Raw genomic sequence first — 26,543 nt, forward strand, 5'->3', positions numbered from 1 at the left:
CGGGTGCCGAGGCCGGGGGGAGGCTCCCACGGGCGCGGTGGCCGGTGGGCCCCGTCCGCGGTGTTCAGGGGCCAGCGGCGGCCCTCCGGGCGACTTCCACGGACGGCGTCACGGGCGGCCCGCGGTGTGGCCCGGGTCTCCTACTGGACGGCCGTACACGCCCTGGTCATAAAACGTTTCAAGTACAGAAGACCCGGATGGTCGGGGCAAGGGGTGGGTAAACCTTGACACGTGAGAAGAGCTGGCGGTAGTTTCGGCGCAACCTGAGTGAAACGATTCAATGGGCGTCCTCGCCGGTCAGACCGGCAGGTGCGCCCTCCCCGAACGGAGCCCCACCGTGGCAGCACTCCCCGAACGCGGCGCGGACGCCCTGGCCGTCCTGCGGCGCCAGCACATCGAACTCCCCTCCTGGGCCTTCGGGAACTCCGGTACCCGGTTCAAGGTGTTCGCGCAGCCCGGCGTCCCCCGCGACCCCTGGGAGAAGATCGCCGACTCCGCCGAGGTCCACCGCCTCACCGGGGTCGCCCCCACGGTCGCCCTGCACATCCCCTGGGACCGGGTCGACGACTACGCCGCGCTCGCCGCCCACGCGCGCGACCTGGGCATCGGCGTCGGCACCATCAACGCCAACGTCTTCCAGGACGACGACTACAGGCTCGGCAGCGTCACCAACCCCGACCCGGGCGTGCGCCGCAAGGCGATCGACCACCTGCTGGAGTGCGTGGACGTCATGGACGCCACCGGCTCGCGCGACCTCAAGCTGTGGTTCGCCGACGGCACCAACTACCCCGGCCAGGACGACCTGCGCGCCCGCCAGGACCGCCTGGCCGAGACCCTGTCCGAGGTCTACGACCGGCTCGGCCCCGACCAGCGCCTGCTGCTGGAGTACAAGCTCTTCGAGCCCGCCTTCTACGCCACCGACGTCCCCGACTGGGGCACTGCCTACGCCCACTGCCTGGAGCTGGGGGAGAAGGCCGTGGTCTGCGTGGACACCGGCCACCACGCCGCGCACACCAACATCGAGTTCATCGTCGCGTTCCTGCTGCGCGCCGGGAAGCTCGGCGCCTTCGACTTCAACTCGCGCTTCTACGCCGACGACGACCTCATGGTCGGCGCCGCCGACCCCTTCCAGCTCTTCCGCATCATGTACGAGGTCGTGCGCGGCGGCGGCCTGGCCGCCGACACCGGGGTCGCGTTCATGCTCGACCAGTGCCACAACATCGAGCCCAAGATCGCCGGGCAGATCCGCTCGGTCATGAACGTGCAGGAGGCCACCGCCAAGGCCCTGCTCGTGGACGCCGACGCGCTCGCCGCCGCCCAGCGCGCGGGCGACGTCCTGGCCGCCAACGCCGCCCTGATGGACGCCTACAACACCGACGTGCGGCCCATGCTCGCCGACCTGCGCGAGAACCAGGGCCTGGATCCCGACCCCATGGCCGCGCACGCCCGCTCCGGCTACGTCGAGCGCGTCGCCGAGGAGCGCAGGGGCGGCGCCCAGGCCGGGTGGGGCGCGTGAGCCGGCCACCGACCCAGCACAGCAGCACCGAACAGGGAGACCCCGTGTCCGACGTCGTCGAGCAGCTCCTCGCCCGCAGCAACACCCTCGGCGCGGATCCGCGCAACACCAACTTCGCCGGGGGCAACACCTCCGCCGCGGGCACCCGCACCGACCCCGTCACCGGACAGGACGTCGACCTGCTGTGGGTCAAGGGCTCCGGCGGCGACCTGGGCACCCTCACCGAGGACGGCCTGGCCGTGCTGCGCCTGGACCGCCTGCGCGCCCTCGTGGACGTCTACCCCGGCGAGGACCGCGAGGACGAGATGGTCGCCGCCTTCGACCACTGCCTGTTCGGAAAGGGCGGCGCCGCGCCCTCCATCGACACCGCCATGCACGGCCTGCTGCGCGCCGCGCACGTGGACCACCTGCACCCCGACTCCGGCATCGCCCTGGCCACCGCCGCGGACGGCGAGCGCCTGACCCGCGAGTGCTTCGGCGACCGCGTGGTGTGGGTGCCCTGGCGCCGTCCCGGGTTCCAGCTCGGCCTGGACATCGCCCGTGTCGCGGAGGAGAACCCGAACGCCATCGGCGCGATTCTGGGCGGTCACGGCATCACCGCCTGGGCCGGGACCAGCGAGCAGTGCCAGGCCAACTCCCTGGAGATCATCCGCACCGCCGAGAGGTTCTTGGCGGAGAAGGGCCGCCCCGAGCCCTTCGGCCCCGCCCTGGACGGCTACGGCGCCCTGCCCGAGGCGAAGCGCCGCGAGCGCGCCGCCGCCCTGGCCCCGGTCATCCGCGGACTGGCCTCCACCGACCACCCCCAGGTGGGCCGCTTCACCGACAGCGACGTGGTCCTGGACTTCCTGGCCGGGGCCGAGCACCCCCGCCTGGCCGCGCTGGGCACCTCCTGCCCCGACCACTTCCTGCGCACCAAGGTCCGCCCCCTCGTGCTCGACCTGCCCGCCGACGCCCCGCTGGAGCGGGCCGTGGAGCGCCTGCGCGAGCTGCACGAGGAGTACCGGGCCGAGTACCGCGCCTACTACGAGCGCCACGCCGACGCCGACAGCCCCGCCATGCGCGGCGCGGACCCGGCGATCGTGCTGGTCCCCGGCGTGGGCATGTTCTCCTTCGGCAAGGACGCCAAGACCGCGCGCGTGGCGGGCGAGTTCTACGTCAACGCGATCAACGTGATGCGCGGCGCCGAGTCCGTCTCCACCTACCGGCCCATCGAGGAGTCGGAGAAGTTCCGCATCGAGTACTGGGCGCTGGAGGAGGCCAAGCTCGCCCGCCTGCCCAAGCCCAAGCCGCTCGCCACCCGGGTCGCCCTGGTCACGGGCGCGGCCAGCGGCATCGGCAAGGCCATCGCCGCCCGCCTGGCGGGCGAGGGCGCCTGCGTGGTCGTGGCCGACCTGGACGTGGACAAGGCGGCCGCCGCCGCGGCCGAACTGGGCGGCGCCGACACGGCCGTGGGCGTGGCCTGCGACGTCAGCGACTCGGGCGCGGTGGCCCGCGCCTTCGCCGCGGCGGCCCTGGCCTTCGGCGGCGTGGACCTGGTGGTCAACAACGCCGGGCTGTCCATCTCCAAGCCGCTGCTGGAGACCACCGAGCGCGACTGGGACCTCCAGCACGACGTCATGGCCAAGGGGTCCTTCCTGGTCTCGCGCGAGGCGGCCCGGACGATGACCGCCCAGGGCATGGGCGGCGACATCGTCTACATCGCTTCCAAGAACGCCGTGTTCGCCGGGCCCAACAACGTCGCCTACTCCGCCGTCAAGGCCGACCAGGCCCACCAGGTGCGGCTGCTGGCCGCCGAACTGGGCGGCGAGGGCATCCGGGTCAACGGCGTCAACCCCGACGGGGTGGTGCGCGGCTCGGGGATCTTCGCCGGGGGCTGGGGCGCCCAGCGGGCCAAGGTGTACGGGGTCAGGGAGGAGGACCTGGGCGCGTTCTACGCCCAGCGCACCATCCTGGGCCGCGAGGTGCTGCCCGAGCACGTGGCCAACGCGGTGTTCGCGCTGACCGCGGGGGAGCTCTCGCACACCACCGGCCTGCACATCCCCGTGGACAGCGGCGTCGCCGCCGCGTTCCTGCGATGAGCGCCGCCGGAGGGGGCGCCGTCCACGCCGCCGTCGACCTGGGCGCCTCCAGCGGCCGGGTCATCGCCGGGCGGATCGAGGACGGACGGCTGCGCACCGAGGAGGTGGCCCGCTTCCCCAACGGGCCGGTCACCGTGCCCGCGGGCGGTCGCGCCAGCCTGCACTGGGACGTGTTGTCCCTGTACGCGGGCGTGGTCGGGGGGCTGCGCCGGGCCGCCGAACCCCACGGCCTGGCCTCGGTCGGCGTGGACTCCTGGGCGGTGGACTACGGGCTGCTGGACGCCGACGGCGCCCTGCTCGGCAACCCCGTGCACTACCGCGACGGCCGCACCGACGGGGCGCCCGAGCGGGTGTTCGCGCACATGCCCGCCGAGCGGATGTACGCGGTCAACGGGTTGCAGGTGCAGCCGTTCAACACGGTGTTCCAGCTCGCCGCCGCCTCCGGCGGAGCCCAGCTGGCCGCGGCCCGCGGGCTGCTGCTCGTGCCCGACCTGCTCGGGTACTGGCTGACGGGGGAGCGGGTCGCGGAGCTGACCAACGCCTCCACCACCGGCCTGGTCGACGTGCGCGAACGCCGCTGGGCCGACGCCTGCCTGGACCTGCTGGAGGAGGGCTTCGGCGTTACGGCGCGGGACCTGCTGCCCGGTCTGGTCGAACCCGGAACCGTCGTCGGTGCCCTCCGGGAGGGCACCGACCTCGGGGCGGGCCTCGGCGCGGCGGCGGGCGCGCCGCTGGTGGCGGTGGGCTCGCACGACACCGCCTCCGCCGTGGTGGCCGTGCCCGCGGCCACGCGCCGCTTCGCCTACGTCTCCTCGGGGACGTGGTCGCTGGTGGGCGTGGAGTTGGACGCCCCGGTGCGCACCGAGGCGAGCCGGGCGGCCAACTTCACCAACGAGCTGGGCGTGGACGGCACGGTGCGCTACCTGCGCAACGTCGCCGGGCTGTGGCTGCTCCAGGAGTCGCTGCGCACCTGGCGCGAGCGGGGCCGGGAGGTGGACCTGGCCGACCTGCTGGAGCGGACCGCCCGCGTGCCCGCGCTCTCGTGCGTGGTGGACGTGGACGACCCCCGGTTCCTGCCGCCGGGGGACATGCCCGCGCGGATCGCCGCGTTCGCCGCCGAGACCGGGCAGCGCCCGCCGGAGGGCGAGGCCGAGGTGGCGCGGTGCGTGGTGGACTCGCTGGCGCTGGCCTACCGCCGGGCGGTGCGCCAGGCCGCCGAGCTGAGCGGGACGGACGTGGAGGTGGTCCACGTGGTCGGCGGGGGCTCGCGCAACGCGCTGCTGTGCCAGCTCACCGCGGACGCGGTCGGGCTGGAGGTGGTCGCCGGTCCCGCCGAGGGGGCGGCCGTCGGCAACCTGCTGGTGCAGGCCCGCGCGGTCGGGGCGGTGGAGGGCGGCCTGGCCGACCTGCGCCGGGTCGTGGCCGACTCCACCGAGGTCAGCCAGTACCGGCCGAGCGGGGCGCGGGCCCCGTGGGAGGCCGCCGAGCGTCTGCTCCACGGCTGAGGCCGGTCCGTACATGACGACGGGGCCGGTGCTCGTGGAGGAGCGCCGGCCCCGTTCGTTTGGTGCTCAGACGGCTGTCAGGTGAGGGAGGCCTTCGCGGCGGCGCGGCGCGGTCGGCCCGTTCGCGCGGGGCTCCCGTTCCAGGCGCGGCGAGCGCGGGACGGCGTGACGGTGATGCCCAGACCGGCCGGTTCGGTCTCGCGCCTCGGCTCCGGCACCCGGTTCTCAGGGGCGCCCTCCGCGGTCACGACCTGTGCGGGCGCGGGGGAGGGCTGAGAGTTCCGCCGCAACGCCGTGAGCGCCCTGCGCACCGCACCCCTGCGGACCCCCAGTCCGCTTCTGGACCCCATCGGGGCCAGGGTGTCCACGACCACCGCTACCGTGACCGCAACCGCTACGAGAATCGCCAGCGTCATGTTCCCCCGCTCCCCTTTTCCCCGGACGGCCGTGGCCGTTACTCGCTTACTCCCGGCCGCTGCGCCCTCCGCACCGAACGACCCGATGTCTCTGCAAGGTGCCCGTGTGCTCACCTCTGAAACCCCAGGGAAGACAGTGCGTCGTGTGCCGTGCGGTCGAGGATGACTCTAGGTGTGGCCTACGACGCTTTCGGGGGTCGTCGTCCGGCCGACGCTCGCCGCTCCGATCGCCACCGGAGTCTCCCTCGGCGGCTCCTCGGTGACCCTGGACCTGCCACGGGATCTGGGACCGCCTCCGCGACACTTATGCAATTTCTGAGGATTGCCAGAACCCTGCGGTGCTCCAGAAGAGTCATGTCCTGGGGGAAACCCAGTGGGCCCGCCTGGTGTGGGATTTCCTCTTAAACCCGAGCGGTCCCGGCAAAACTCTTCAAGGCGGACGGTCTTGAGAAATTTCAAATAGAAGGTTTCATTAACAGGCGCGTAGCCGTACTCTGAAGCCAGGACGAAAGGAACTCAGACATGGCGAGTCCCACGGTCGGTCGCAGGAGGCTCGGCATGGAGCTGCGCAAGCTCCGTGAGCAGAAGAAGCTCACGATGGAGCGCGTCGCGGAGGATTCCGGACTGTCCGAACCCACGCTCAGTCGCGTCGAGAACGGCAAGCGAGTTCTCAAACAGGTGGAGCTTCGAGGGCTGTTGGACCTGTACGGCGTGAGCGATCCCGTGCAACAGCAGCGGCTTCGGGACATGGCCAAGGTCGCGGCCGAGGACGCCTGGTGGGACCAGTACAACGACGTCCTTCCCCCAGGACTGGGCAGCTACGTAGGGCTGGAGGCCGAGGCCATCGCGCTGAGGTCGTACTCCGACCATCTCATCCATGGGCTTTTGCAGACGGCGGACTACTGTCGTGCGGTCATCGACGCGGGCGATCACCGGGCAGACGGGGAAACGGTGGAAAGCCGGATCCGGTTGCGGATGCAGCGGCAGGACCTGCTCCGCAAGCGGCGTCCCCCGCTGCTGCGAGCAATCATGGACGAGGCGGCGATCCGTCGGCCGATCGGTGGCCGCAGCACGATGGCGGCCCAACTCCGGCACTTGGTGGAGGCGGCGGAGTCACCGGACGTCTCGGTGCAGATCATCCCCTTCGCTCTTGGCGCGCACTCTGGAATCGACGGCCGCTTCACCCTCCTGGAGTTCGATGACTCCGAGGTGCACCAGCATGTCTACGTCGAGTCCGTGGCCGGAAACATCTTCGTCCAGAAGCGGCAGGCGGTGGCAGAATTCCGGGAGCGCTTCGATCGCCTCCAGATGGAGGCGCTGTCTCCCCAGGAGTCGCTGACTCTCATCACGAAGGCCGCAGAGGAGTACGAGAGATGAGCCCCAACCCCGACCTGAACGGCGCGATCTGGTCCAAGGCCAAGGCGAGCGAGGGTTCCAAGGGCTGCGTCGAGATCGCGCACCTGGACGAGGGCACCGCCGTGCGCAACTCCAGGGACCCGGAGGGCGGCACGCTGTTCTTCACCCCGCACGAGTGGGAGTGCTTCCTGGACGGAGCCCACAAGGGCGAGTTCGCCCGGCCCGCCCGGTAACCGAGAAAGCCACTGCCCGGGGCGAACACAAGGGCCGGGCGTTCGCCTGGGGAATGGACCTCCCCGACGGCACCACCCTCATCTACAACGTCCTGGACCGCTCCATCCCCAGGGGGGAGCGTGCCCGAGACCACCGCCCGGCGGCTGCGCGCCGAACTCGTGTGGCTCTAGCGGCTCCAGTGGCTTCAGCGAACAGTGGGGCCGGTGCTCTTCGTGAGCACCGGCCCCACACGTTCTGGGTCAGGCGGAGACGGGTTCCGTCGCGGCGCGGTGCAGCCAGCTCGGACCGGACGGGGTGCGGAGCCAGGCCGTGTGCTCACCGGACGCCGTCACGGTGAGCCCGTACTCCGTCAGCTCCGGGCACCCCTGTGCGGTCCAGTACTCGTGCGCCGCGACGACCTCCTCACCGACCGGGCGCGGGCCACCCTGCTCCACCCGGCCGTCCGCGTACAGCCGAGCCCAGGACGGCGAGTCCAGCGCCGAGAGCCACACGCACGTCTCGGGTTCGCCCCGGACCGCGCGCATGCCGATCCGGACACCGGGCACCATGAGCGCCAGCTGCGGTCCGGCTCCGCCCATGACCACCTCGCGTGCGTCCCCGCCGTGGTTCCACGTGCGCTCGGCGGCGCCGTGCAGGTCGTGCGGAGCGTCGTACCGGGCGCGCTGGTCCCGCAGCGGCATGAAGCTGGCGTCACCCGCGAAGCGGCCCCGCGCAGAGCCCCGGTCCGACACCACGAGACGCGCCATGGTGCCGCCGGGCAGGTCGGCCGCCGGAGCCCACGGTGTGACGACCACGCCTCCGGGCCGGGTCTGTTCGATCCACGCGTGGGGAACCTCGACCACGGCGCACGTGGCGATGACCGCGTCGTAGGGCGCTCCCTCCGCGTCCCCGGCGGCGCCGTCGGCCACGACGGTGCGCGGCGCGTAACCGGTCGCGCGGAGACGATCGGCGGCCTGCCCGGCGACACCGGTGTCCACCTCCACCGTGGTCACCTCACCGGCCGGACCCACGAGTTCGCACAGGATCGCGGCGTTGAAGCCCGTCCCGGTGCCTACCTCCAACACGTGCTGTCCGGGCCCCACCCCGGCGGCCTGGATCATCGCCGCCATGACCGAGGGCGCAGAGGAGGAGGACGTCGGGATGTTCATGGGCCCGCTGCCGCCGTCGTTGACCTGGGTGATGACCGGCGCGTCGGCGTAGGCGAGGTCCGCCCATCGCTGCGGCGCTTCCCGCCGGTCAAGAGGATCGCCCACCGCCCGGGGCCACACGCGGTCGGGGATGAACAGGTGCCGGGGAACCTTGGCGAAGGCCTCTCGGATGTGCGCGGTCGTCTCCAGCGCGGCGGCCAGCCGGTTCCGCCGTTCCAACAGCGAGGCGTGGTTGGGGGTCATACGCCGCCGGTCCCGTCGCACAGCGGGCAGTCGATGAGTTCCTTGTCGGTCCAGGGGCCGCTGCCGTCGCCTCCGGCGATGACCTTGCCCGTTCCGTTGCAGGGGGAGCAGTCTGCCATTCTCAACCTCTTTCGAGAACAGGTGAGGAGCGCTGGGTTTCAGGAGCGCTGGGGTTCGGGCGGAAACGGTCTGCCGAAGCGCTGTCCCGGAGCTTTCAGCGCGGCCACGAACGCCTCCACCGTCGGCTCGATGACCGTGGGCGCCGTCAGACCCGAGGGCGACCTGTCGGTGGCCACCCACAGGTCGCCGTTGTGGTGGATGGCGTAGCGGTCGCCGTAGTACCTGCGCAGGGCGAGGAGCACGACTTCGGCACGGTCGACCTGGGGTTCGCCGGGTGGGGGAGGACTCTGCACGGGAGCGTCCGATCTGCGTCGGGGACTGATCAGAACGCTACAGAGCGTGGTCTACGAACACCTAGTGAGTTGCACGAAGTTGCACGGAAACTAGTCGAGCGCTTCGATCGCCGAGGTGATCAGGGCCCGCGCCTCGGGCCCGTAGACGGCGAGTTTCTGGAGGCGGCCGAACGCCTTCGCATACGTCGCCACCTCGGTCGGGGCCTCGATGGTGAGTTCCGCGGTGGTGAGTTCGACACGGACGAGGTTGTCGTCGTAGACGGTGAAGCCTTCGAGCGGCAGAACGAGACGCCGTGTGGAGAAGGGAATGACTCCCACAGAGACGTTGGGCAGGGACATGACGGACAGAACATGCCCGAGTTGCCCGGCCATCATTTCGGGAGTGCCCATGCGATAGCGCAGGACGGACTCTTCGAGCAGCATCGAGAACCGGTGGCCGCTCCGTTTGAGGATGCGTGAGCGGTCCATCCGGGCGTCCACGGCCGCGTCGATGTCCTCGTCTTCACCGTCGAGATCGGTGATGGCGGTGAAGAGCGCGGCGATGTAGCCAGGGGTCTGGAGGAACCCGGGGATCACGTTCGGGGTGTAGATCCGAAAGAGTCCGGTCTGTTCGTACAGCGGAACGTAGGACTCCTGGAGGTGCCGGAGTCCGGCGCGCTGCTTGCGTCTCCACTCCACGTACAGCGACTCGGCGTTCCGCGATGCGGAGAGCAGGTCCTCCGCCTGGACGTCCGCTCCACAGGCCCGGCACCAAGCCCTGATGTCGGCGTCGGAGGGCGGTGTCTTCGCGTTCTCGATGCGCGAGGACTTCGACTTGTTCCACTGACAGAGGGATGCCAGTTCGGTCCCCGTCAGCCCGGCGTCCAGGCGGATTTCTCTCAGCCGCGAAGCGACGGCCTCGCGGGCCGCTCGGGCACTGGATCTGGAAGACGAGGGCACGAACTGGTATCCGGTGTTCTAGTGGTCAGAGGCGGAAGTCGGTGTGGGGGATGGCGCGTTCCCAGACGGCCTCGAAGGCCGAGGAGCAGAGCTTGGCCAGCTCTGGGTCCTCAGTGACTTCCTCCTCAAGCCATCGCCCGTCTCCCGTGAAGTGGTTGACGTGGACGATGCGGCCGTCGAAGAGCCAGAAGTCGTTGCCGGGGAACGCGATGTCGGTCGCCTGGCGGCGTGGGAGCCAGCGTACGTGTTCTCCCGCGATGATGTTTCCCTGGGTGCCCGCGTGCTCGAAACGGATGTAGTCCGTCACCGGCATCGAGACCACCCGTGCCCGACGCACCGTGACGCCTCGGGCCGTGGCGTCGGCGACCGCCTGGTAGAAGGGGGCCCACCAGGACTCGCGATCGTTCCAGTCGCCGCGGTGCCCGACGCGCTTCCATTCCTCGAAGCCCGCGACCTCGTCGGCCACACCGTAGACGTCACGCAGTTCCAGGTGGATCGCGGACTCCCGGCAGGAGTTGAGCAGGTCATCGAAGGTGGGTGCGCTCTGCGTCATTGCAGGCCTCCCTCAGGATCTTGACCATACGGGCGGGAACGCGCACGACCGCTTCGTGGTCGGGAATGGTGCCGACCTCCCGGCATGCGGTCAGGGTGTCTTCGCTGGCTTTCCACCCCTGGATGACCAGGTCGGCTGTGACCTCGTCGACGAAGACCGTCGGCGAGCCCTTCGTGTCTGATTCCGGGTCCTTGCCGAAGTAGCGCAGTGCCATGGATGCTTTCCTCTCGGGCTGGTTGCATCCGGTTGCACGAACATCCCACGCCATCACCATACGTGTCGAGCTCGTGACCGGTTACGGACAGTGTGGGATGCGAAGGGGTGCCGGAAGAAAGCGGTGGCGCCGCGGCCCGCGAACGTGTTCAATCCAGGGCGAAACGGTCCCGGTTCCTGGGCAGTAGCCCCGTGCGGGGACAGCCAGCGGCGAAAAGGGGCACATGGACACGGTGGAGGCGTACGCGCGGAACCACGCCGAGGCGTGGAGGCATCTCCTGGCGGGCCGGATCGAGGAGGACTGCACCCACGACGGGTTCGACGTCCTGCGCACGACGGACCCCATGGAGACGAGGGTGCACCTCACGCGTTCCTCGGTGCACATCCCGGACCGGGTGTCGTCCGCCCTGTCCGCGCCGGGCCGCGTCAGTCTGGACGATCCGTTCGGCGAGCTCCGGGCCCCGGAGGGGTTCGCGCGGACCCCGCGGCCCGTCATGGTGCGCCGGGGATCCGCGGCGCCCGAGCCTGCAGCCCGGCCCCGCCCGGAGGTCGAGATCGTCGCCGTGAGCGGGGAGAAGGCGCTGCTCACGGTGGAACGGCTCGTCGTGGACGGCTTTCCCCTGCCGTCCCGCCAGCCTCACACACCCTGGTGCTTCCTTCCCGTCAGCCTTCTGGACGCGCAGGGCTGGCAGGCCTGGCTCGCCACGTACCGGGGCTCGCCCGCCTCGGCCTGCCTGACCTTCGACCACGGCGGGGTGGTCGCCCTCTACTGGCTGGTGACCGTGTCCGAACACCGGTCGCGTGGAATCGCGCGTGCGGCGCTGTCCCAGGTCCTGCGCCACCACCGGGGGCGTGACGTGGTCCTCGTCCCGACCGAGGACGGCCGCCCCCTCTACGACTCGCTCGGCTTCGTCGAGGTGGGCAGGGGAGACCTCCACACGAGGACGAACGCCGCGACCCCGTAGACGCCGCTGAGCGACCCCCCGCGGCGCTCCCGGGGAGGATGATCGGCGCGTCCCGCCCCGCCCCGCCCTGCTCCGTCCCGTCCAGTGGCACCGCCCGGTGCTCCGGGCGCTCGGCCGCCCCGAGCCCGCCGGAGCGTCCTCCTCTCTCCGACCGCACCCGCGGGGAGCCGTGCCTCAGGCCTTGCGGGCCAGGCCGCAGTACTGGGGGATGTCGCGCACCCTCCCGACCTCGACCGGCTCGGGCCGCCACCGGGTGACGCAGACGACCCCGGGATCGACCAGCGCGAACCCGTCGAAGAAGCGGGTGAAGTCCTCCACCGAGCGCATGTGGTACGGCTGGGCGACGCTCTCCTGCCAGCGCTGGAGCGCCTGCACCGCGCGCTCGTCGGTGACGGCCTCCACGTGGGCGAGGACGCCGTCGCACACGGCCAGGAAACTGCCGGGCGCCAGGGCGTCCATGTAGGCGCGCACAATGCCCAGGGCCTCGTCCAGGTCGCCGAAGTGGCCCATCGTCCCCAGCAGGGTCAGCGCGACCGGGCGGTCCAGGTCGAGGGTCCCGCGGGCGCTCTCCAGCACGCGGACGGTGTCGCGCAGGTCCGCCTCCACGTACCGGGTCCGCTTCTCGCTGGTGCCCACCAGCAGGGCGCGCGCGTGGGCCAGGACCATGGGGTCGTTGTCCACGTAGACCACGCGCGCGTCCGGGGCGTGGGCCCGCGCCACCTCGTGGGTGTTGTCGGCGGCGGGCAGTCCGGCGCCGATGTCGAGGAACTGGCGGATCCCCTCTTCCACGGCCAGGTGGCTGACCGCGCGGCGCAGGAAGAGCCGGTCCCCCCGGGCGGCCTCGACGACCTGGGGCATCAGCCCTCCGACGGTGTCGCCCATCTCGCGGTCCACGGGGTAGTTGTCCCTGCCGCCGAGCCAGTAGTTCCGCACCCGTGCGGTGTGCGCGACGCTGGTGTCGATGGGGATGTCCGTCATGGTGGCCTCTCGGGTGGGGCGGACCGTAACAAGCGGTACGCGCAGTCTCATGCGTCCCATGACCCGCCCGCAACCCGAAAAATCCTGTCATGAGGGGCGCTGCGCTCCACCCGGCCCTACCGCCGCCGTGCCGCGCCTGGCCTCAAAACGGTGGGTTCTCGAAATACACACGCTTCCAGTGAGCCAGATCCCCCCGCACCTCGAGGGTGTCCTCGTGGTCTGGTCCCAAGGCATGGGAGTGTTCCTCGGCCAGGAGCTGTAGGGCTTCGACGGCGCCCCAGTGGTCTCCTGACTTCCCCAGCCAGAAGGCGGTGTTCCGGCGACAGCGCAGGGTTTCGGGGTGGTGGACGCCAAGGATACGGGCGTAGTCATCACTGAGGGCGCGGAAGGTGGCCAGAGCGCCTTCGGCGTCCCCGTTCTCCCCCGTCCAGTAGGCCACGTCGAAACGGGTGGCTAGGGTCTCAGGGCTCTCCGGCCCCTGGAGCCTGATCCTCTCGGAGAGGAGCTTGTTGTGGGCTTCCAGGGTGCTTCGGGTGTCCGCGGAGTCGCTCAGGAACGCGGCGATGTTATGGCGTGTGAGCAGGACATCCGGATGGTCACGGCCCAGGACGCGGAGCTGTTCGCCCAGAAGTCGCTGGAGGATGCGCAGGGCGCCTTCGGTATCCCCGGAGTCACCCAGGTAGGTCGCGTACTCATGTTCCAGGGTTAAGGTTCTGGGATGGTCGGGGCCCAGTACACGAACGTGCTCCGCCAGCGCCGTCTTATGACTCCTGACTGTGCCTTTTAGGTCTCCTGCTCCGCCTGCCGCAGCGGCGATGCCACGGAGGCATTCCAAGGTTTCCAGGTGTTCGGCCCCCAGGATGCGGAGCATGTCCTCACGGAGCGCGTGCAGAGCCCGCAGTGTGTTCTCATGGTCTCCGCCCTCTCCACGCCAGTGAGCAACCCGGTTGCGTGTCGCCAGGGTTTCGGGATGCTCTGGGCCCAGTACACGGATGTGGTCCCGGAGAAGAGGCTCCAGGAGGCGGAGAGCGGCGTGGTGGCCTTCGGCCAGACCGATCTGGTAGGCATGCTGCCGTCGTGTGACGAGGGTTTCGACGTGGTTCGACCCCAGCACAAGGTTCATCTCCGTCAGGAGGGATTCGTAGTTGTGCAGAGTGTCCTCGGTGTTTCTGTCAATCGCCGCCCAGCGGACGGTCTCCCGACGGGTGGCCAAGGTGTCGGGGTGGTGGGGGCCCAGAACTCGGAGCTGTTCCAGGTAGAGGGCGCGGTGAGTGAGGAGGGCTTCCTTGGGTGCCTCCGCCTCGCCCGCCCTGCGTGCCCTCTCCCCTAGCACGGCGAGAGCGCCGGAGCCGGCGCCGGGAGCGGCGGTCGCGACCAGGGTCGGTGGTAGCGGTGCGAGGACCTCGGTGGCCAGGGGTTCCGCCGTTCCCATGGCGGCACGGCCCATCAGATGGGGCGGCGGCCACGCACCGCTGAGGTCGGTGTCCTCGAAACGGGAGAGCACCTCGGCGGGACTCGGCCGCCGACTGGGCTCGTGGTTCCAGCAGTCGAGGACCAGCGAACGCAGTTCCTCCGGTACCCCGCTCGGATCGGGCACGGGACCGATCAAGCGCCGGACGACGGAGGCCAGGGAGGGACCGGCGAACGGATTGGTGCCGGTGGCCGCGTAGACGAGTACCGTCCCCAGCGAGAACATGTCGGAGGCGGGGCCCACCGGCACGCCTTCGGTCTGCTCGGGGGACATGTAGGACGGGGTTCCCACCGGCATGCCGCTGCGGGTCACCCTCATCGCGTCGGGAGCGCGGGCGATGCCGAAGTCGATGATGCGCGGCCCCTCCGTGCTCAAGATGATGTTGTCGGGTTTGAGGTCGCGGTGGGTGAGTCCGCAGGAGTGGATGGCCTCCAGACCCTCGGCGAGCCCCGCAGCCAGGACGCGGAGCGCCGAAAGCGCCAGCGGCCCGTGGTCGCGTACCGTCCGCTCCAGCGAGGGACCGGGGACGTAGGCGGTCGCGATCCAGGGGGACTCGGCGTCGGGCTCAGCGTCCACCAGCTGCGCGGTGTGGAAACCGCCCACCAGGCGGGCGGCCTCGACCTCGCGGGCGAATCGGGCCCGGAAGTCGGGGTCCTCGGCGTACTCGGCGAGGATGACCTTGACGGCGATCCTCCTGCTCGCCGGGGTGAGGGCGAGGTAGACCCGGCCCATGCCTCCCGCGCCGAGGCGGTGGGTGAGGCGGTAGCGGCCGATACGCGGGGGATCAGTCGGGTGGAGCGGCTGCACGGGTTGTCAGCTTTCCGGGCGTGGGGGGTGATCGCGGAGATTATCCCATTCTGGTTCCGTCCCGGGGTGAGTCGAGTCCGTAGGGAGAGTTGCGCGCCTGGATCTTTCGGCCTCGTGCCCGGACCGTCCGTCGGTTCCGGCCCGGAACGCGAGAGGCCCTCCCCGGGGGCGATTCCGGGGAGGGCCTTTCCTATGCGGGGTTGGTCAGTCGGCGGACGGCTCCCGGCCGGTCCGCGCCGTGTCTCCGGTGCCCGTGGGCTCCGTCAGGGCCCCGGCCTGCGGGGTCCGCGTGTCCTGCGCGACCCCCGCGAGCTCCTCGGAGTCCTCGGCCCCCGTGGTCCTGGCGGCCTCCGCGGCCGGATCGGGCAGGTCGAGGCTGTCCCGCAGCTGGACCCGGGGCAGGAACACCGCCAGCACCAGGCCGACGAGGGCGATGCCCGTGGCGAGCAGGAACAGGTCACCGGTGGACGTACCGTAGGCGCCCTCGACGATCTCGCGCAGGAACGGCGGCATGGCGTCCAGGTTCAGGGTGCTGGCGTCCCCGCCTCCGGCGGTGGGGCTCACCCCGGCCTCGGACAGGCCGTCGGAGATGTTCGTGGAGACGCGGTTGGCCAGGAAGGCGCCCAGCACGGACACGCCCATGGTGCCGCCCAGGGTGCGGAAGAAGGCGACCGTGCCGCTGGCCGCGCCGATCTCGCGCAGCGGGACGGAGTTCTGCACCACCAGGACCAGGTTCTGCATGGACATGCCGACCCCCAGCCCCATCAGCACCATGCCCCCGCACACGATGAGCAAGGGCGTGGTCGCGTCGATGGTGGCCAGCACGAGGAAGCCCAGGGTCAGCGTGACCATGCCGGTGACCACGTAGGACTTGACCCGTCCCGAACGCGAGACCATGCGCCCGGACACGGTCGAGGAGATCATGGTCCCCAGCATGAGCGGGGCGGTCAGCAGCCCGGCCTCGGTCGGGGAGTAGCCGCGCGACAGCTGGAAGTACTGGCCCAGGAAGACCGCGCCGCCGAACATGGCCATGCCGACCGCGGAGCTGGCCAGGATGGCGATGGCCGTCTCGCGCCGCATGACCAGGTGCAGGGGCACGACCGGCTCCGACACGCGCGCCTCCACCCACACGGCCAGGCCGAGCAGCAGGAGGCTTCCGGCGACCATGGCCCCGGACTGCCAGGAGACCCACGCGAAGTCGTTGCCCACGAAGGTCACCCACAGCAGCAGGAGGCTGACGCCCGCGGCGATGAGCGTGGCGCCCGCGTAGTCCACCTTGGTGTCGGGACGGCGCACGTCCACCAGCTTGAGTGTGCGGCTCAGCGCCACCAGGGCCACCAGCATGAACGGCACGCCGATGAAGAAGCACCAGCGCCAGCCCAGGCCGGGCAGGTCGGCCAGCAGTCCGCCGATCAGCGGTCCGCCGACGGTGGCCACGGCCATCACCGCGCCGAGGTAGCCGTTGAGGGTGCCGCGCTCCTTGGGGCTGACCATCGAGGCGATGATCACCTGGACCAGGACCTGGGAGGCGCCCATCCCCAGCCCCTGCACGGCCCGGAACGCGATGAGCTGGCCGGTGGTCTGCGCGAACCCGCACAGCAGCGACGAGACGATGAACAGCACGATCGACAGCTGGAGCAGCTTCTTCTTGTCGAAGAGGTCGGCCAGCTTGCCCCAGACCGGAGTGGAGGCGGTGGAGGCCAGCAGGGTCGCGGTCACCACCCACGTGTACTGCGACTGACTGCCGTCCAACGACCCGACGATCTGGGGAAGGGCGACCGACACGATCGTGCTGCTGAGCATCGTCACGCCCAGCACTATGAACAGTCCGCTCAGGGAACGCAGGAGCGAGGGTTGCCCGGTGTCAGGTAAGGGGCGGGAAGTGCGCACGGATGGACCTCTGAGGAAAGGAAACGGGGCGGCGCGGGAGGCCGCTGGACTGCTGGGTTGCCATGGGTGGCCAAAAATGTGCAGAAGAGGAATTTTTGCACCCACTGTAGAATATCACCGGGGTCACGATCCGGAAGCTGGTCAAACGTGGGAAAGCCGACACCTGCTCCCGGGAATGCCCGCGTCGTCCGCCTCGGGGGCTCCGCCTCTGGCCGACGGGGAGTCCGTCCCCGGCTCGCGCCCTTCCGCGGCCCCCGTGCGCGGCCTGCTCCGCTCCTGCTCAGCGCTTCGCCGTGCCCGCGGTTCGCGCCCTCCGCCCCGGTCCTCCCGAAGTGCCGGTCCCACGCGCGGATCCTCGGCGGGGGAGGGGGCCGACAGAGCAAGCGGTCGGCGTGCATGGCGTTCCTTCGACGGGGCAGACTGCCGAGGTAAGCCTCGAAAACCTGCCTTCTCGGAAAACAAGATGGAAGGGCGAGCATGACCTCCCTCCTCTTCGCCGCGTTCGCGCTGGCCCACCTGTGCCTGACGGTCTGGCTGGTCCGGCTGGCGCTCTCCCGGCGTTCCCCGCACACCTGGCTGGTGGCGGCCGTGGCCGCCGGGCTCGTCTACGACAACGGGATCGTGGCGCTGGGCTCCACCCTCGGCGAGGGGGACCTCCTGCTCGCGCTGAACCTCCCGCGCTTCGTCGTGCACGCCCTGGTCACGCCCCTGCTGATCGTCTTCGCCGCGGGGGCGGCCCGCGACGCCGGGCTCGCCTGGGCCCGCCCGCGCGCGGTGAGCGCCGGGTTCTGGCTGCTGGCGGCCGCGCTGATCGTCTACGGCGTCGTGACCGAACTCGTGGGGCTCACCCTGGTGCCCGGCCGCGAGGGCGACGCTCTGCGCTACTCGGCGGCCGAGTCGGCCCTGCCGGTCCCGGCCGTGACGACCGTCGTCGTGCTGCTCCTGGTCGGGGCGGCGCTGCTGGTGCGGGCGCGCGGCGGGTGGATGCTGCTGGGGGCCGCGGTCATGTTCGCTGCCTCGGCCGTGCCCTCGGCGCCGCTGGCGGTGGGGAACCTGGGCGAGGTGGCGCTCATCGCCGGGCTCGCCCTCACCGCGCGGAGGGCGGACCACACCCCCTCCCGCGCACCGGCGTGACCGGGCCGAACCCTCAGGTCCTCGGTCTCATCCCGGTGAAGAGGGCTTCGAGGACCTGGTCGACGTAGGCGTGGGTCAGGGGCTCGTCGGTGATCAGCAGCCGGTAGTACAGAGGACCCGACAGGATCGCCATGCCCAGGCCGATGTCGTAGTCCTCCGCGATCTGCCCCTGTTCCTGGGCCGCGCTGAGGCGGGCGAACGTCCTCTCCGTCTGCGGGCGGACGAAGCGCTCGTTGAGGCCGGCGGCGACCAGGGGGTCGTGCTGGGCCTCGCCCACCAGGGACCGGATAGAGCGGCCCCCACGGGGGGCTGCCCAGCAGGTCCACCACCGCGTGGACCTGCCGGCGCAGGTCGGCCGCGATGTCGCCGGTGTCGGGGTAGTCCGGTGCGGGCTCGTTGAGCGACAGCAGCGAGTCGAGGAACAGCAGGCCCTTCGAGGGCCAGCGGCGGTAGATCGTGTGCTTGCCGACACCGGCGCGGGCGGCGACCGCCTCGATGCTGAGCGCCGCGTAACCGCCCTCCTGGGCGAGGGCGAGCGTGGCCCGCATGATCGCCGTTGTGCGGACGGCGGCTCGCTCGGAGTTGCTGAGGGTCATGGCACGCATACTAACGACACGACACGAGCCGTTTTGAAACACGCGACCTCCCGACCGGCCGCACCGGCGACGGGGCTGCGCGGTCAGGCACCGGGGATGGCGGTCCCGGTGAGCTGCTCGGAGACCCGCCAGACCCGCTCGGCCTCGTCGGCACTGCGCAGGGGGGAGTAGAGCCGCTGCTCGGCGGGCGGGCCGCCGAGGTTGCCGGGGCCGCTGGGACCGTAGAGCACGCCCGGCCTGGCGGCCGGGTCGGTCGCGGCCATGAGGGCGGGCAGCTTCGCGGTCTCGACGGTGCCCGCCAGGACGCCGCGGGCCGAGAGCGCGCGGATCAGCCGCACGCCCAGGGTGTCCCGGTCGCGGCCGAGTTCGGGGCGGGCGGCCAGGAGGCTGGTCGGGGCCACCCCGGGGTGGGACAGGTTGCTGGTGACGCCCCACCCGCCAGCCCTGCTGCGCCGCTCCAGTTCGAGGCCGAACAGCCCGAACGCGATCTTGGACTGGCTGTAGGCGCGCATGCCGTCGTAGGAGCGTTCCCAGTTCAGGTCCTCCCAGTTGACGGCGCCCCGCCTCGCGGCGATGCTGACCTGCGACGTGACGCGGGCGCGACCGGCGCGCAGCAGCGGGAGGAGGTGGCCCACGAGGGCGAAGTGGCCGAGGTGGTTGGTGCCGAACTGGACCTCGAAGCCGTCCGCCGTGGTCTGCCGGTCCGGCGGGGTCATCACGCCCGCGTTGTTGACGAGGATGTGGATCGGCAGGCCCTCCTCACGCAGGGTGTCGCCGAGGGCCGCGACCGAGGCGAGGGAGGACAGGTCGAGGCCGCGCAGCGAGACCCGGGCGTCGGGGTGGCTCCGGCGGATCCTGGCGATCGCGTCCTCGCCCTTTCGGGGGTTGCGGACGGGCATGATCACCTCGGCGCCCGCGGCGGCCAGCCGCTCGGCCATGCCCAGGCCCATCCCGTCGCTGGCGCCGGTGACGAGCGCGCGCTTGCCGGTCAGGTCGGGCACGGTGATGTCGATGGTTCGGCGTGGCATGGTTCTGCTCCCTCGTGTCCTCGTGGACGCGCGTTCGGGCGGGCCCGTTTCCTCCGTGCCTGGTGCACGGTGCACGGTGCACGGGAACGATCCTCCGCCCGGAGCGGGGCGTTAACCACGGCCTCCCGATCCCAGGATCGGCGGGTCACCCCTCGCGTCCCCTCCCGCCCCTCGGACCGTCAAGGGGGGATCGACGGTCCGTGGTTACCGCCGCGCGCGCAAGGTAGACACGAAGCAGTACCACCGGGAAGAAGGAGTGCCGTGATCGATCGCACCGGGCTGGCGGAGTTCCTGCGCAACCGCCGGGAGGCGCTGCAACCCGAGGACGTCGGTCTGCCGCGCGGGCAGCGCCGCCGGACCAGCGGCCTGCGGCGCGAGGAGGTCGCGGCGCTGTGCCACATGTCGACCGACTACTACTCCCGTCTGGAGCGGGAGCGCGGACCGCGGCCGTCGGGCCAGATGCTCTCCTCCATCGCCCAGGGGCTGCACCTGTCACTCGACGAGAGGGACCACCTGTTCCGCCTCGCCGGGCACAACCCGCCCGCGCGCGGCACGGTCAGCGAGCACATCAGCCCCGGCCTGCTGCGGGTCCTGGACCGCCTGGACGACACGCCCGCGGAGATCGTCACCGAACTCGGCGAGACCCTGCGCCAGAGCCCGATGGGCGTCGCGCTCACCGGCGACGCGACCAAGTACACCGGTCCCGCCCGCAGCGTGGGGTACCGGTGGTTCACCGACCCCGACTCCCGGCGGATCTACGCGCCCGAGGAGCACCCGTTCCTCACCCGCATGTACGCCTCGGGCCTGCGCGAGCTCGTCACCCTCCGCGGCCCCGGCTCACGGGCCGCCTACCTCGCCGACCTGCTCCTCGGCCAGAGCGAGGAGTTCCGGCGGGTGTGGGAGGACCACGAGATCGGCGTGCGCCCCCACCACGTCAAGCACTTCGTGCACCCCGAGGTCGGTCCCCTGGAACTGAACTGCCAGAGACTGGTCGACCCCGGCCAGGCCCACTCGCTGCTCGTCTACACCGCCGTCCCCGGCAGCGAGAGCCACGACAGACTGCACCTGCTGTCCGTCATCGGAGCCCAGGCACTGGGCTGAGGGGCCCGCTGTCACGCGCCGCCCCACCCCTCACGGGCTGGAGGCGGCGGTGTCCTGGTCCCTGTCGAGGACGCCGCGAGGGTCCCCGTCCACGCTCCCGGCGCGCGTACCCGGCCCCGGCCCCGGCCGTGACGCGCCGGCGGACGAGGCGCACACGCTGCTCCGCCTCCTGCGCGCCGGGTGAGGCCCTTCCCGCCGCGTCGCCACGCGATTTCCCTTTCCTGATAAGAGGTTGCGGGCCTGAACATTCTCGCGGGCGTTTTCCCGTGCCGCGATTTCCGGGACCGGTGCCCGGGAAGGCCTTCCTGTCCTGCCGCTTTCCCGCGCCCCCTGGAACAACCGAAGCCCCGGCGTCCCGGCGGTCTCGGTTTTCCCGGGGTGCTCGGCGTTCCCGTGCTCCCCGTTTCCCCGTGCTCGTGCGTTCCCGAGCGGCGTGTTTGCCCCCGCATTGACCTGGAGGAGGTTTTGCCCCGGTCTTTCTCGGTAGTGGGTCAAGCCAAGGGCACGGCAAGAGAAACCGGATAATGGCCGACGGCCAGGAGATCCATGAGTCAGGACAGCAAGGACGACGGTTCCCCTCCGCGCGAGGAACGGCGCAAGACGATGATGCAGCGTCTGCGCGAGGCCCAGGATCAGTTCGAGGAAGTGACCGGGCTGGAGGTCGAGGGCGTCTCCGGGTTCCAACGCTCCGGAGACGGCTGGGACCTGACCCTCGAAACGCTCGAACTGCGCCGGGTCCCGGACACGGTGAGCCTGCTGGCCACGTATTCCGTGGAACTCGACGCCGACGGGGAGATCCAGGGGTACCGGCGCACGAAGCGCTACACCCGCGGTCGCTCCGACGGCATGTGAGCCCGGTCGACTCCGGGCGGACGGGGCGCCTGCCCTCCCCACAACCTCACCGACGAAAGGAGCATGATTCCGATGACGGTGATGCAGCAGTCATCCGGAGGCGGCCGCAGCTCCGGCAACCTCTACGAGGTCCTCGACCTCATCCTCGACAAGGGGCTGGTGATCGACGTGTTCGCCAGGGTCTCCCTCGTGGGCATCGAACTCCTCACGGTCGACGTGCGCATCGTGGTCGCCAGCGTCGACACCTACCTGCGCTTCGCCGAGGCGTGCAACCGCCTCGACCTGACCAGCAGCGGCGGCGCCGGACTCCCCGACCTGCTCGACAGCGGCATGGAGAAGGGCGCGCGCAGCAAGTCCAAGGGCGCGCTCTCCGGGGCGGCCGAGGCCATCTCCGAGTCCTTCTCCAAGGGGCAGTCCGACGAGCAGGAGAAGCAGCCCGCGCGCGCCCGCCGCCGCTCCTCCGCCAAGAAGGAGGGCGAGGAGTGAGCACCTACGTCTACGGGATCGTCCGCGACGACGAGACCCTCGACGGCATGAAGCTGTCCGGTGTGGGCGAGGACGCGGCGCCCGTGCGCTTCGTCCGCGCCTACGGTGTGGCCGCCGCCGTCAGCGACGCCCCCGAGGGGCTGCGCGCCAAGCGACGCGACCTGACCGCGCACCAGAACGTGCTCCAGGACCTGGCCCTGGGCCACGGCGTCCTGCCCCTGCGCTTCGGCGCGGTGAGCGAGGACGACGACGCGGTCGCCGCCGAGCTGGCCCGCTTCGCGGACCACTACTCCGTGCTCCTGGACCAGCTCCAGGACCGGGTGGAGTTCAACGTCAAGGCCAGCCACATCGAGGAGGCGGCCCTGCGCGCCGTGCTCCGCGGCGACGAGGGCCTGCGGGCGCGCAACGAGGCCCTCAAGGCGGCCGGAGGCGGCACCCCCGCCGAGCGGATGGCCTTCGGGGAGCAGGTCTCCCAGGCGGTGGAGGAGCTGAGGCGCCGCGACGCCGAGACCGTCCTCCAGCCCCTGGAAGGCCTGGCCGAGCGCGTGTCCGCCTGGCCCGCCGTGGACGGCGGCCTGGCCAACGCGTCCTTCCTCGTGCACCGGGACCAGACCGAGGACTTCCTGCGCGAGGCGGCCCGGGTCCAACAGGAACTGGCCTCCTCCATGGAGGTCCGCGTCAACGGACCCCTGCCGCCCTACAGCTTCGTGGCGTCCCCCCAACAGTGACCCCGCCGAGCGGGGACACCGAACAGGAGTCAGGGGCATGGGCCTCCTCAGCATGATCCTCACCGCTCCCGCCGCGCCGGTCCGGTTCGTCGACTGGACGGCGCGCCAGGTCCTGGACGCGGCGGAGCGGGAGATGTACGACCCCTCACGCATCCGACAGCAGCTGGCGGAACTGTCCGAGCGCTTCGACGCCGGAGAGCTGTCCGAGAGCGAGTTCGACCGGATGGAGGACGAACTGCTGGACCAGCTGGAGGAAGCCGAGAGTTACCAACAAGGTCTCCGATAGACGATATTGAGGTGAGATCCCGTGGGGGACACGGCGAAAATCGTGGCCGCCGCAGTGGGCGGCTACGTCCTCGGCCGGAGGAAGAAGTTCAAGCTGGCCCTGGGACTGGGCCTCTACCTGGGAGCCAGGAAGCTCGACATCAACCCCGGTCAGCTCGCCCAGGGACTGCTCAAGGAGGTCTCCGCGCTTCCGGTGGTGGGTGAGCTCAAGGGCCAGTCGCGCGAGCAGCTGCTCAACGTCGGCAGGACCGCGGCGGGCAACATCGCGGGCAAGTGGGCGGGCGGCCTGGCCGACTCCCTCAACAGCCGAACCGAACGCCTGCGCGACGGCGCGGCCGACTCCGACGAGAGTGCCGACGAGGACGAGGACACCGGGGGCGGCGCCGCGCGGGGCGAGGCCGCCGAGGACGGGGAGGAGCCCCGAGGTGACGGCGACGCCGGGGCCCGGGAGGAGGCGGAGCCGAGCGAGACCCCTGCCTCCGGGCGCCGGGCCGGGTCCAAGGCCGCGAAGACGTCCCGCAGCGCCGCCTCGGGCACCGCCACACGGGCCAAGGGAGCCACCGCGCGCACCAAGGGCACCGCCAAGCGCGCCTCGGGCGCCACCGGCAGGCCCGCCCGGCGCAAGCGCGCCGCGGACACCGGCGGAGAGGGGGGCGACGATGGCCGCGACGACTGAGTCCCAGGGACCGCTGGCCCGGCTGCGCTCGGCCGCCGACAGGAACGAGGGCACGTCCAAGCTCGCCGACGCCCTCCAGGACTACCTCAGCGCCAAGGCCGCCAGCGTGGTGGGCGGCGCGGCCCGCAGGCTCGGAGCCACGGTGGAGCGCCTCACCGGTGACGGCGCCTCCGCCGCCCCGGTGGCGGCCGGGGTCGGCCGCAAGCTCGCCCAGGGCAGGAACCCGGTGAACGCCGTGGTGACCGGCGGGGCCAAGGGCCTCAAGGACAAGGCCCAGAAGGGCATCAAGGACAAGGTCGGCCTGGGCACGGGGCCCTCCGGAGGGGGCGGCAAGCCCGCCACGATGGTCAACATCGTCGAGGACGTCGACGTGGGCGTCCCGGTCCGCGTGGCCTACAACCAGTGGACCCGCTTCCCCGACTTCGGCTCCTTCGCCAAGGGCGTGCAGAGCGCGGAGCGCACCGGGGACACCTCCTCCCACTGGAGGGGCAGGGTCTTCTGGTCCAGCCGCAGCTGGAGCGCCGAGGTCACCGAGCAGGTCCAGGACCAGCGGATCGCCTGGTCGACCGAGGCCGCCAAGGGCACCATGAAGGGGGTCGTGACCTTCCACCCCCTGGGGGAGAACCTCACCCGAGTCCTGCTGGTGGTGGAGTACCGCCCCAAGGGCCTCTTCGAGCGCACGGGCAACCTCTGGCGGGCCCAGGGCAGGCGCCTGCGCCTGGACCTCAAGCACTACCGGCGCCAGGTCATGATGCTGCCCCGGGACGAGGCGGCCGAACTCCGGGGCTGGCGCGGCGAGGTCCGCGAGGGCGAGGTCGTCCTCTCCCACGAGGACGCCGTCGCCCTGGAGGAGGCGGACCTCACCGAGGAGCAGTGGGCCGAGCTGGAGGAGCTGGACCCCGACGAACGGGCCGAACTCGCCGACCTGGACTCCGAGGAGCGGTCGGAGCTCGCCGACCTGGACGACGGGAGCGGGGCAGCCTCGGACGATGGGCCCGAGGACCGGGCCGACGACGAGCCCGAGGACGGGTTCGAGGACGGGTTCGAGGAGGAACCCGAGGAAGAGGACGCGGAAGAGTTCGAGGAAGAGCCCGAGGACGACGAGGGCGAAGAGGAAGAGGAGCTCCTCGATGACGAGGCTGAGGGCGAGGACGCTGATGAGGCGGACGAGCAGGACCTGGACGGAGAGGAGGACGAGTACCCCGACGAGGAGGAGCGGCCCGCGGCCGAGCGCTCCTGAGCCGGGAGCCGCCTCCGTACCGGAGGCCGGGGCCGCGACGGCGGCGCGCGCGTGACCCGTGGCCGTGACGGCTCCGCGGGACCGGGAGGGAACTGGTACGCATGAGTGAACCCACGCCCTGGCGGGGCGAGCCGAGGCAGATCCGCTCCTCCGGCGGATCCTCCTCCGCCAACCTCGCCGACGTACTCGAACGCGTTCTCGACAAGGGCGTCGTGATCGCGGGCGACATCAAGATCAACCTGCTGGACATCGAACTCCTCACGGTCAAGCTCCGGCTGCTCGTCGCCTCGGTGGACAAGGCCAAGGAGATGGGCATCGACTGGTGGGAGCACGACCCCGCCCTGTCCTCCCGCGCGTCGCGGCGCGAGGACGACGAGCTGGCCGAGGAGAACAGGCGCCTGCGCGAGCGCATCGAGGCCCTGGAGGAGCACCGCACGGCGGAGGTCACCGCGGCCGATGCCCGGCCCACCGCCGAGGAGGGGTCCGAGGCCCCGGCCGCGGAGGGCTCCGGCGCCCGGCACACGCCCGGGCGGACCCGGGAGGAGGGGGACCATGGAACGGCCTGAGCAGGCCAGCTACGTCTACGCGGTGTGCCGCCCCTTCGGCCTGGCGACCACCGAGGGCCTGAGGGGCGTGGGCGGCCATCCCGTCCACCTCGTCGTCGAGGGCGACCTGGCCGCCGCGGTCAGCACCGTCCCCCTGGACGAGTTCGACGAGCAGGCGCTCCACGCCAAGCTGGAGGACCTGCGCTGGCTGGAGGAGGTGGCCCGGGCCCACCACGGCGTCGTGGACGCGGTGGCCCTGCGGTCCGTGGCCCTGCCGCTGCGGCTGGCCACCGTCTACCGAGGGGACGCACGGGTCCGCCAGGTCCTGCGGGACAACGCGCGGGCCTTCTCGGAGACCCTGGACGAACTCGTGGACCGGGTCGAGGTCGGGGTGAAGGTCTACGCCGAGGCGGGCGTCCGCGCCGCCGCGCCGCCCGAGAGGGAAGCCCCCGCCGACGAGAGCCCCGGCAAGGCCTACCTGCGCAGGCGCAGGGAGCAGCGCGACCGCCGCGACGACACCTGGCAGCGGGCGTCCGCGCTGTGCGAGCGGGCCGATGAGGTCCTGGGCGCGATGGCCCGGGCGCGCGCCCAGCACCAGACGCAGAACGCCGCGCTGTCCGAGGCCCCCGGCGAGAACGTCATGAACAACGCCTACCTCGTGGACGAGGAGCGGGTGGCGGAGTTCCTCGCGGCGGTGGACGGGCTGAACTCCCAGGCGCCGGAGGGCACCAGGATCGAGGCCTCCGGACCGTGGGCCCCCTACTCCTTCGCCTCCCCGCGAGCGGCGGAGGCGGGCACGTGAGCACGGCGAACGGATCCGGCCCCGCCGGGGACGGCCCGCCCGGCACCGGCGGCTTCCCCGGTCAGGCCCACTCCCTGACCACGATGCTGGACGAGGACCACCCCCTGGCCAACCGGGAGATCTCCCTGGTCGACCTGCTCGACCGGGTCCTGGCCAAGGGGGTGGTGGTCTCGGGGGACCTGACCGTCTCCATCGCCGACGTGGACCTGGTCCGGGTCTCCCTGCACGCCCTGGTGTCGTCGATCAACGAGAACGTGCCCTCGCCCTGGGAGCACGGTCACCCCCTGAGCGGATGGATCCGGCAGGAGTGAGGACCGGTCCCGGAGGGAGGGGGAAGGAGACGGT

At 71.4% G+C, this 26,543-nt stretch carries 28 protein-coding genes and 1 pseudogene; 17 read left to right on the forward strand and 12 right to left on the reverse strand.

Annotated features, from left to right (window positions below; all coding sequences use genetic code 11):
* Positions 1-337 precede the first annotated feature (337 nt).
* From rhaI to FYW99_RS23190, 5 genes are all read left to right on the forward strand, one after another.
* Positions 338-1,516: an L-rhamnose isomerase gene (gene rhaI, locus FYW99_RS23165; protein WP_150254145.1), complete on the forward strand. Its 1,179-nt coding sequence runs from the start codon at positions 338-340 to the stop codon at positions 1,514-1,516.
* Positions 1,504-3,594, forward strand: a complete 2,091-nt coding sequence (locus tag FYW99_RS23170; RefSeq protein ID WP_223839420.1) for a bifunctional aldolase/short-chain dehydrogenase — start codon at positions 1,504-1,506, stop codon at positions 3,592-3,594. Before rhaI ends, FYW99_RS23170 begins: the two co-directional genes overlap by 13 nt.
* Positions 3,591-5,099, forward strand: coding sequence for a rhamnulokinase (locus tag FYW99_RS23175; protein ID WP_150254147.1), 1,509 nt, complete (start codon positions 3,591-3,593; stop codon positions 5,097-5,099). The genes FYW99_RS23170 and FYW99_RS23175 overlap by 4 nt, the downstream gene beginning before the upstream one ends.
* A 974-nt stretch (positions 5,100-6,073) precedes the next feature.
* Complete coding sequence (locus FYW99_RS23185) at positions 6,074-6,892, forward strand: helix-turn-helix domain-containing protein (RefSeq protein ID WP_190394768.1); 819 nt, start codon at positions 6,074-6,076, stop codon at positions 6,890-6,892.
* The gene (locus FYW99_RS23190; protein ID WP_150254150.1) at positions 6,889-7,104 is read left to right on the forward strand and encodes a DUF397 domain-containing protein; all 216 of its coding nucleotides are present in this window, start codon (positions 6,889-6,891) and stop codon (positions 7,102-7,104) included. Before FYW99_RS23185 ends, FYW99_RS23190 begins: the two co-directional genes overlap by 4 nt.
* A gap of 240 nt (positions 7,105-7,344) precedes the next feature.
* Here FYW99_RS23190 and FYW99_RS23195 read toward each other — a convergent pair whose 3' ends face one another.
* The 6 genes from FYW99_RS23195 to FYW99_RS23215 all read right to left on the reverse strand — a co-directional run bounded on the left by FYW99_RS23195 (position 7,345) and on the right by FYW99_RS23215 (position 10,615).
* Positions 7,345-8,496, reverse strand: coding sequence for a methyltransferase domain-containing protein (locus FYW99_RS23195; protein WP_223839422.1), 1,152 nt, complete (start codon positions 8,494-8,496; stop codon positions 7,345-7,347).
* Positions 8,493-8,615: a hypothetical protein gene (locus FYW99_RS32860; RefSeq protein ID WP_263364088.1), complete on the reverse strand. Its 123-nt coding sequence runs from the start codon at positions 8,613-8,615 to the stop codon at positions 8,493-8,495. Before FYW99_RS32860 ends, FYW99_RS23195 begins: the two co-directional genes overlap by 4 nt.
* A gap of 39 nt (positions 8,616-8,654) precedes the next feature.
* A complete protein-coding gene (locus tag FYW99_RS23200; protein WP_150254152.1) occupies positions 8,655-8,909 on the reverse strand; it encodes a hypothetical protein in 255 nt (84 codons plus the stop codon).
* A gap of 90 nt (positions 8,910-8,999) precedes the next feature.
* Positions 9,000-9,848: a helix-turn-helix domain-containing protein gene (locus tag FYW99_RS23205; RefSeq protein WP_150254153.1), complete on the reverse strand. Its 849-nt coding sequence runs from the start codon at positions 9,846-9,848 to the stop codon at positions 9,000-9,002.
* Between the two features lie 25 nt (positions 9,849-9,873).
* Complete coding sequence (locus FYW99_RS23210; RefSeq protein ID WP_150254154.1) at positions 9,874-10,401, reverse strand: DUF6879 family protein; 528 nt, start codon at positions 10,399-10,401, stop codon at positions 9,874-9,876.
* A complete protein-coding gene (locus FYW99_RS23215; protein WP_150254155.1) occupies positions 10,373-10,615 on the reverse strand; it encodes a hypothetical protein in 243 nt (80 codons plus the stop codon). Before FYW99_RS23215 ends, FYW99_RS23210 begins: the two co-directional genes overlap by 29 nt.
* 223 nt (positions 10,616-10,838) lie before the next feature.
* On the opposite strand from FYW99_RS23215, the gene FYW99_RS23220 reads away from it, so the two are divergent.
* Positions 10,839-11,579 (forward strand): GNAT family N-acetyltransferase, encoded by a 741-nt coding sequence (locus tag FYW99_RS23220; RefSeq protein ID WP_150254156.1) that lies wholly within the window; start codon positions 10,839-10,841, stop codon positions 11,577-11,579.
* A 174-nt stretch (positions 11,580-11,753) separates the two neighbouring features.
* On the opposite strand, the gene FYW99_RS23225 is transcribed toward FYW99_RS23220, so the two are convergent.
* The 3 genes from FYW99_RS23225 to FYW99_RS23235 form a co-directional block, all read right to left on the reverse strand.
* Entirely contained in the window at positions 11,754-12,557 is an 804-nt protein-coding gene (locus FYW99_RS23225) for an SAM-dependent methyltransferase (protein ID WP_150254157.1), read from the reverse strand.
* Positions 12,558-12,699: 142 nt separating this feature from the next.
* On the reverse strand, positions 12,700-14,835 hold the full coding sequence (locus FYW99_RS23230; RefSeq protein WP_150254158.1) for a serine/threonine-protein kinase: 2,136 nt from the start codon (positions 14,833-14,835) through the stop codon (positions 12,700-12,702).
* 204 nt (positions 14,836-15,039) lie between these two features.
* Entirely contained in the window at positions 15,040-16,638 is a 1,599-nt protein-coding gene (locus FYW99_RS23235; protein WP_394350375.1) for an MDR family MFS transporter, read from the reverse strand.
* Positions 16,639-17,202: 564 nt separating this feature from the next.
* Between FYW99_RS23235 and FYW99_RS23240 the strand changes: the two genes are divergently transcribed.
* Positions 17,203-17,859, forward strand: a complete 657-nt coding sequence (locus FYW99_RS23240) for a hypothetical protein (RefSeq protein ID WP_150254160.1) — start codon at positions 17,203-17,205, stop codon at positions 17,857-17,859.
* Positions 17,860-17,872: 13 nt separating this feature from the next.
* On the opposite strand, the gene FYW99_RS32865 is transcribed toward FYW99_RS23240, so the two are convergent.
* From FYW99_RS32865 to FYW99_RS23250, 3 genes and pseudogenes are all read right to left on the reverse strand, one after another.
* On the reverse strand, positions 17,873-18,136 hold the full coding sequence (locus tag FYW99_RS32865; protein ID WP_263364089.1) for a TetR-like C-terminal domain-containing protein: 264 nt from the start codon (positions 18,134-18,136) through the stop codon (positions 17,873-17,875).
* A 199-nt stretch (positions 18,137-18,335) separates the two neighbouring features.
* Positions 18,336-18,464: pseudogene (locus FYW99_RS33005) on the reverse strand (TetR/AcrR family transcriptional regulator); the annotation flags it as partial.
* A 74-nt stretch (positions 18,465-18,538) separates the two neighbouring features.
* Positions 18,539-19,483: an SDR family oxidoreductase gene (locus FYW99_RS23250; RefSeq protein ID WP_150254161.1), complete on the reverse strand. Its 945-nt coding sequence runs from the start codon at positions 19,481-19,483 to the stop codon at positions 18,539-18,541.
* Between the two features lie 261 nt (positions 19,484-19,744).
* Here FYW99_RS23250 and FYW99_RS23255 point away from each other — a divergent pair, with 261 nt between their 5' ends.
* The 10 genes from FYW99_RS23255 to FYW99_RS23300 all read left to right on the forward strand — a co-directional run bounded on the left by FYW99_RS23255 (position 19,745) and on the right by FYW99_RS23300 (position 26,509).
* Positions 19,745-20,584, forward strand: a complete 840-nt coding sequence (locus FYW99_RS23255; protein WP_150254162.1) for a helix-turn-helix transcriptional regulator — start codon at positions 19,745-19,747, stop codon at positions 20,582-20,584.
* A gap of 546 nt (positions 20,585-21,130) precedes the next feature.
* A complete protein-coding gene (locus tag FYW99_RS23260) occupies positions 21,131-21,436 on the forward strand; it encodes a gas vesicle protein GvpO (RefSeq protein ID WP_150254163.1) in 306 nt (101 codons plus the stop codon).
* Positions 21,437-21,508: 72 nt separating this feature from the next.
* On the forward strand, positions 21,509-21,922 hold the full coding sequence (locus FYW99_RS23265) for a gas vesicle structural protein GvpA (RefSeq protein WP_130398325.1): 414 nt from the start codon (positions 21,509-21,511) through the stop codon (positions 21,920-21,922).
* Positions 21,919-22,650, forward strand: coding sequence for a GvpL/GvpF family gas vesicle protein (locus FYW99_RS23270; protein WP_150254164.1), 732 nt, complete (start codon positions 21,919-21,921; stop codon positions 22,648-22,650). Before FYW99_RS23265 ends, FYW99_RS23270 begins: the two co-directional genes overlap by 4 nt.
* Before the next feature lie 37 nt (positions 22,651-22,687).
* Positions 22,688-22,936, forward strand: coding sequence for a gas vesicle protein GvpG (locus FYW99_RS23275; RefSeq protein ID WP_017567116.1), 249 nt, complete (start codon positions 22,688-22,690; stop codon positions 22,934-22,936).
* 21 nt (positions 22,937-22,957) lie between these two features.
* Positions 22,958-23,611 (forward strand): hypothetical protein, encoded by a 654-nt coding sequence (locus FYW99_RS23280; RefSeq protein ID WP_150254165.1) that lies wholly within the window; start codon positions 22,958-22,960, stop codon positions 23,609-23,611.
* On the forward strand, positions 23,595-24,851 hold the full coding sequence (locus tag FYW99_RS23285; protein WP_150254166.1) for an SRPBCC family protein: 1,257 nt from the start codon (positions 23,595-23,597) through the stop codon (positions 24,849-24,851). Before FYW99_RS23280 ends, FYW99_RS23285 begins: the two co-directional genes overlap by 17 nt.
* Positions 24,852-24,952: 101 nt before the next feature.
* On the forward strand, positions 24,953-25,417 hold the full coding sequence (locus FYW99_RS23290; protein ID WP_150254167.1) for a gas vesicle protein: 465 nt from the start codon (positions 24,953-24,955) through the stop codon (positions 25,415-25,417).
* Positions 25,404-26,198: a GvpL/GvpF family gas vesicle protein gene (locus FYW99_RS23295; RefSeq protein WP_150254168.1), complete on the forward strand. Its 795-nt coding sequence runs from the start codon at positions 25,404-25,406 to the stop codon at positions 26,196-26,198. Before FYW99_RS23290 ends, FYW99_RS23295 begins: the two co-directional genes overlap by 14 nt.
* On the forward strand, positions 26,195-26,509 hold the full coding sequence (locus FYW99_RS23300) for a gas vesicle protein (protein ID WP_150254169.1): 315 nt from the start codon (positions 26,195-26,197) through the stop codon (positions 26,507-26,509). The genes FYW99_RS23295 and FYW99_RS23300 overlap by 4 nt, the downstream gene beginning before the upstream one ends.
* Positions 26,510-26,543: the final 34 nt, after the last annotated feature.

The organism is Nocardiopsis deserti (genome assembly GCF_008638355.1).
Lineage (GTDB): Bacteria > Actinomycetota > Actinomycetes > Streptosporangiales > Streptosporangiaceae > Nocardiopsis > Nocardiopsis alborubida.

Bases quoted from the DNA above. Each gene is read 5' to 3' on its own strand.
- FYW99_RS23295 (WP_150254168.1), top strand. From the start codon at position 25,404: ATGGAACGGCCTGAGCAGGCCAGCTACGTCTACGCGGTGTGCCGCCCC.
- FYW99_RS23210 (WP_150254154.1), bottom strand. From the start codon at position 10,401: ATGACGCAGAGCGCACCCACCTTCGATGACCTGCTCAACTCCTGCCGG.
- FYW99_RS23185 (WP_190394768.1), top strand. From the start codon at position 6,074: ATGGAGCTGCGCAAGCTCCGTGAGCAGAAGAAGCTCACGATGGAGCGC.
- FYW99_RS23225 (WP_150254157.1), bottom strand. From the start codon at position 12,557: ATGACGGACATCCCCATCGACACCAGCGTCGCGCACACCGCACGGGTG.
- FYW99_RS23250 (WP_150254161.1), bottom strand. From the start codon at position 19,483: ATGCCACGCCGAACCATCGACATCACCGTGCCCGACCTGACCGGCAAG.
- FYW99_RS23265 (WP_130398325.1), top strand. From the start codon at position 21,509: ATGACGGTGATGCAGCAGTCATCCGGAGGCGGCCGCAGCTCCGGCAAC.
- FYW99_RS23240 (WP_150254160.1), top strand. From the start codon at position 17,203: ATGACCTCCCTCCTCTTCGCCGCGTTCGCGCTGGCCCACCTGTGCCTG.
- FYW99_RS23260 (WP_150254163.1), top strand. From the start codon at position 21,131: ATGAGTCAGGACAGCAAGGACGACGGTTCCCCTCCGCGCGAGGAACGG.
- FYW99_RS23175 (WP_150254147.1), top strand. From the start codon at position 3,591: ATGAGCGCCGCCGGAGGGGGCGCCGTCCACGCCGCCGTCGACCTGGGC.
- FYW99_RS23220 (WP_150254156.1), top strand. From the start codon at position 10,839: ATGGACACGGTGGAGGCGTACGCGCGGAACCACGCCGAGGCGTGGAGG.
- FYW99_RS23275 (WP_017567116.1), top strand. From the start codon at position 22,688: ATGGGCCTCCTCAGCATGATCCTCACCGCTCCCGCCGCGCCGGTCCGG.
- FYW99_RS23195 (WP_223839422.1), bottom strand. From the start codon at position 8,496: ATGACCCCCAACCACGCCTCGCTGTTGGAACGGCGGAACCGGCTGGCC.
- FYW99_RS23235 (WP_394350375.1), bottom strand. From the start codon at position 16,638: ATGCTCAGCAGCACGATCGTGTCGGTCGCCCTTCCCCAGATCGTCGGG.
- FYW99_RS23285 (WP_150254166.1), top strand. From the start codon at position 23,595: ATGGCCGCGACGACTGAGTCCCAGGGACCGCTGGCCCGGCTGCGCTCG.
- FYW99_RS23190 (WP_150254150.1), top strand. From the start codon at position 6,889: ATGAGCCCCAACCCCGACCTGAACGGCGCGATCTGGTCCAAGGCCAAG.
- FYW99_RS23290 (WP_150254167.1), top strand. From the start codon at position 24,953: ATGAGTGAACCCACGCCCTGGCGGGGCGAGCCGAGGCAGATCCGCTCC.
- FYW99_RS32860 (WP_263364088.1), bottom strand. From the start codon at position 8,615: ATGGCAGACTGCTCCCCCTGCAACGGAACGGGCAAGGTCATCGCCGGA.
- FYW99_RS23215 (WP_150254155.1), bottom strand. From the start codon at position 10,615: ATGGCACTGCGCTACTTCGGCAAGGACCCGGAATCAGACACGAAGGGC.